At 64.8% G+C, this 3,825-nt stretch carries 5 protein-coding genes; all 5 read left to right on the top strand.

Features of this window, described 5'->3' with window-relative positions; all coding sequences use genetic code 11:
• Positions 1–210: 210 nt before the first annotated feature.
• The 5 genes from P5705_RS25830 to P5705_RS25810 all read left to right on the top strand — a co-directional run bounded on the left by P5705_RS25830 (position 211) and on the right by P5705_RS25810 (position 3,733).
• On the top strand, positions 211–750 hold the full coding sequence (locus P5705_RS25830; protein ID WP_277463697.1) for a TetR/AcrR family transcriptional regulator: 540 nt from the start codon (positions 211–213) through the stop codon (positions 748–750).
• Positions 751–776: 26 nt separating this feature from the next.
• Positions 777–1,610, top strand: coding sequence for an alpha/beta fold hydrolase (locus P5705_RS25825; RefSeq protein WP_213660177.1), 834 nt, complete (start codon positions 777–779; stop codon positions 1,608–1,610).
• A gap of 47 nt (positions 1,611–1,657) precedes the next feature.
• Positions 1,658–2,092, top strand: coding sequence for an acyl-CoA thioesterase (locus P5705_RS25820; protein WP_277463696.1), 435 nt, complete (start codon positions 1,658–1,660; stop codon positions 2,090–2,092).
• Positions 2,093–2,144: 52 nt separating this feature from the next.
• Positions 2,145–3,116, top strand: a complete 972-nt coding sequence (locus P5705_RS25815; protein ID WP_277463695.1) for a tRNA dihydrouridine synthase — start codon at positions 2,145–2,147, stop codon at positions 3,114–3,116.
• A 170-nt stretch (positions 3,117–3,286) separates the two neighbouring features.
• Positions 3,287–3,733: an Hsp20 family protein gene (locus P5705_RS25810; RefSeq protein WP_277463694.1), complete on the top strand. Its 447-nt coding sequence runs from the start codon at positions 3,287–3,289 to the stop codon at positions 3,731–3,733.
• Positions 3,734–3,825: the final 92 nt, after the last annotated feature.

Genomic DNA, 3,825 nt, shown 5'->3' with positions numbered 1-3,825 from the left:
TCACGGCGGTAACAGGGGTTCGAGTCCCCTAGGGGACGCCAATTTTTTACCCGCGTTTTGCGGGACTTATAAGGCTCATTCGATTATTGAATGGGCCTTTTGTTTTTCTGCCCTCCAAACATTTTTCGATCCCCTCCCAGTGGGTGCAAATAGCGCTTGCCATAAAATATTATGAGCATAATATGTCGATCATAATATTTGAGGTGAGCCATGAGCGACAAGAAGAGCAAGACCCGCGAGCGGATTCTCGAAGCCGCTCGCAGCGCCTTGATCCAGCATGGCCCGGCTGACCCGAGTGTCAGCCAGGTGATGGGCGCCGCGGGTTTGACGGTGGGGGGCTTCTACGCTCACTTCGACAGCAAGGACGAGCTCATGCTCGAGGCGTTCCGGCAATTGCTGGGCGAGCGTCGTGGATTGCTGGCCAAGGTCGACCCAAGCCTGGATGGCGCCGAGCGCCGGGCCCTGGCGGCCACCTTCTACCTGTCGCGCAAGCATCGCGACGCCGAGGTGCAAGCCTGCCCGATCCCCAGCGCGATTGGTGAAATGCAACGCTTGCCGCCGGCGTTCCGCGAGGTGCTGGCCGAACATATCGAGCTGATGACCGCGCAAATGGTCGACCGCCCCGAGGACATCGACAAGGCCCTGGCCGACTTCGCCCTGATGGTGGGCGGCCTGGCTGTGGCCCGGGCACTCGGGCCCGGTGAGCTGTCCGACCGTATCCTGCGTGCCGCCAAATCGGCGGTGATCTGAACAAACTGTCCCCCTGGAGCAAGGCGATGAGTACCCTGAGCTGGATTCGTGGCGTCAACGGCACCCTTGGCCACCTGGTCCCCGAGCATGTCGCCGGCAAGATGCGCCGGGCCTTCATGACCCCGCGCACGCTGCCGCCCAAACCCTGGGAACTGCCGTTGCTGGCGCGGGCCGAGCGCATCACCCTGCGTTTCGGGCTGTCGGCGCTGCGTTGGGGGCAGGGGCCGACCGTGCTGTTGATGCATGGTTGGGAAGGGCGGCCAACCCAGTTCGCCGCCTTGATCGAAACCCTGGTCGACGCCGGTTACACCGTGGTTTCCCTGGAGGGGCCGGGCCATGGTCATTCGCCGGGCAACCAGGCCCATGTGGTGCTGTTTGCCCGCGCATTGCTGGAGGCCGCAGCCGAACTGCCGCCCTTGCGCGCGGTGGTCGGCCATTCCATGGGTGGCGCCAGCCTGATGCTGGCCTTGCAATGGGGCTTGCGCACCGAGGCGGCGGTGAGCATCGCCGCGCCGGCCCAATTGCTGGGAGTGCTGCGCGGTTTTGCCCGGCATCTTGGTTTGCCGGCGCGAGCGCGTGCGGCGTTCATTCGCCAGGTAGAGCGGGATGTCGGTATCCAGGTGGCGCGCCTGGATGTCAGTGGTTACCAGTTGGACCTGCCGGGCCTCGTGGTACATGCCCAGGACGATACGCTGGTATCGGCCAGCGAGGCACCGCTCATCCACAAGGCCTGGTTCGACAGCCGCCTGTTGATGCTGGAGGAGGGCGGCCATCTGCGAGTGCTGGCTGACCCGCGCCTGGGCCAGGCGGTGCTGGAGTTGCTGGCGCGTTCCACCCAGCGCGTGCGGCAAAGCGCCTGAGCATCCGTTACACTCTGCCCGTTCACCAATACCCTGTGGGAGCGGGCATGAGCTGGGATCTGGCAGCACCATTCGTCATCGACCTGCGCGTCGGCAGCGAGGACATCGACGGCCTCGGCCACGCCAACAATGCCGTGTACGTCACCTGGCTGGAGCGCTGCGCCTGGCGCCATTCGCAGCGCCTGGGGCTGGACCTGGCCGAGTACCGGCGCCTGGACCGCGCCATGGCGGTGGTCCGCCACGAGATTGACTACCTGGCCGCGGCCTATGAGGACGACGAGCTGCAACTGGCCACCTGGATTATCGATTGGGACCAGCGCCTGCGCATGACCCGTCGCTTCCAGCTCAAGCGCCCGGGCGATGGCGTCACGTTGCTGCGCGCGCAGACCACCTTCGCCTGTATCGAGCTGTCCAGCGGCAAGCCCCGACGCATGCCGGCGGAGTTCCTCGACGGTTATGGCCCGGCGCTGATCGGCAACTGAAGCGTGGCGGTTTTTTGCTAGACTGCCGCCCTTTTCGTACCGAGACACTCCCATGCAAATTGCCCTGGCCCCGATGGAGGGGCTGGTCGACAACATCCTGCGCGACGTCCTGACCCGGGTGGGGGGCATCGACTGGTGCGTCACCGAGTTCATCCGCGTCTGCGACCGCCTGTTGCCGGAGTCTTCGTTCGACAAGCTCGCGCCCGAGCTGCGCCAAGGCGCGCGCACCGCGGCAGGCGTGCCGATGCGTGTGCAATTGCTCGGTTCGGATCCGGTATGCCTGGCCGAGAATGCCGTGCTGGCCTGCGAGCTGGGCGCGCCGGTGATCGACCTGAACTTCGGTTGCCCGGCCAAGACCGTGAACAAGTCCCGTGGCGGCGCAGTGCTGCTCAAGGAGCCGGAGCTGCTGCATGCCATCGTGCGCGAAGTGCGGCGGCAGGTGCCGGCGCACATTCCGGTGACCGCCAAGATGCGCCTGGGCTTCGACAGCCCGGATGGCGCCCTGGACTGCGCCACGGCCCTGGCCGAGGGCGGTGCCGAGCATCTTGTGGTGCATGCCCGGACCAAGGTCGAGGGCTACAAGCCGCCGGCGCACTGGGAATGGGTGGCGCGGGTGCAGGACGTGGTCAAGGTGCCGGTGTTCGCCAATGGCGAGATCTGGACCGTCGATGACTGGCGGCGCTGCCGTGAGGTCAGTGGTGCCACGGACATCATGCTGGGGCGTGGGCTGGTCTCTCGGCCGGACCTGGCGTTGCAGATCGCGGCGGCTCGTGATGGCGTGGAGTACCAGCCGATGGCGTGGGACGAGCTGTTGCCGCTGTTGCGCGAGTTCTGGCGCCAGGCCCAGGACAAGCTGTCGCCGCGTTATGCGCCGGGGCGGATGAAGCAGTGGTTGGCAATGCTCACCCGCAGTTACCCCGAGGCGGTGGTGCTGTTCGCCGAGCTGCGCCGCGAGGATGATTGTCAGCGGATCAGTCGGTTGCTTGGGATCGATATGCAGGTGCGTGAGGAATGTGTCGCCTGAGAGGTTCGTCGGTAAGTCCGATCCCGTAGGCGCCGGCTTGCCGGCGAACCAGGCAGAAATTTTTCTGCCGCCCCTTGAAAGCCCATGGCCCGACCCTATCTCTTGAGTACGCGATGCCGAAGTCGGGTCGCGTAGTGACTTAACTTGCTGAATCTCAGGAGTTCATGACCATGACTACCGCTTTCTCTCTCGCACCGCTTTTCCGCAATTCCGTTGGCTTCGACCGTTTCAATGACCTGTTCGAAGCCGCCGCCCGTAACGAGGCCGGTAGCAGCTACCCGCCCTACAACGTGGAAAAGCACGGTGAAGACCACTATCGCATCGTGGTTGCCGCAGCCGGTTTCCAGGAGCACGACCTCGACCTGCAGGTCGAGAAAGGCGTCCTGACCGTGACTGGCGGCAAGCGCGAAAGCAACGGCGCGGCAGGGGTCACCTACCTGCACCAGGGCATTGCCCAGCGCGCCTTCAAGCTGTCGTTCCGCCTGGCTGACCATATCGAGGTCAAGGGCGCGGGCCTGGCCAACGGCTTGCTCAGCATCGAACTGCTGCGCGTGGTGCCGGAAGAGGCCAAGGCCAAGCGCATCCCGATCAATGGCGACAAGCCTGCGCTGAACTGAGTTCGGCGGCATGAAAGAAAGGGCACCTTCGGGTGCCCTTTTTGTATTTCCGCGACCCTGCTGTCCGCTGTAGGAGCGGCTTCAGCCGCGAT

The organism is Pseudomonas entomophila (assembly GCF_029478665.1).
Taxonomy (GTDB): Bacteria; Pseudomonadota; Gammaproteobacteria; order Pseudomonadales; family Pseudomonadaceae; genus Aquipseudomonas; species Aquipseudomonas entomophila_F.
The sequence above is the reverse complement of the archived record's forward strand: the minus strand, read 5'-3'. Positions and strand labels throughout refer to the sequence as shown.

Coding starts and splice junctions, on each gene's coding strand:
- P5705_RS25830 (WP_277463697.1), top strand. CDS start 211: ATGAGCGACAAGAAGAGCAAGACCCGCGAGCGGATTCTCGAAGCCGCT.
- P5705_RS25825 (WP_213660177.1), top strand. CDS start 777: ATGAGTACCCTGAGCTGGATTCGTGGCGTCAACGGCACCCTTGGCCAC.
- P5705_RS25820 (WP_277463696.1), top strand. CDS start 1,658: ATGAGCTGGGATCTGGCAGCACCATTCGTCATCGACCTGCGCGTCGGC.
- P5705_RS25815 (WP_277463695.1), top strand. CDS start 2,145: ATGCAAATTGCCCTGGCCCCGATGGAGGGGCTGGTCGACAACATCCTG.
- P5705_RS25810 (WP_277463694.1), top strand. CDS start 3,287: ATGACTACCGCTTTCTCTCTCGCACCGCTTTTCCGCAATTCCGTTGGC.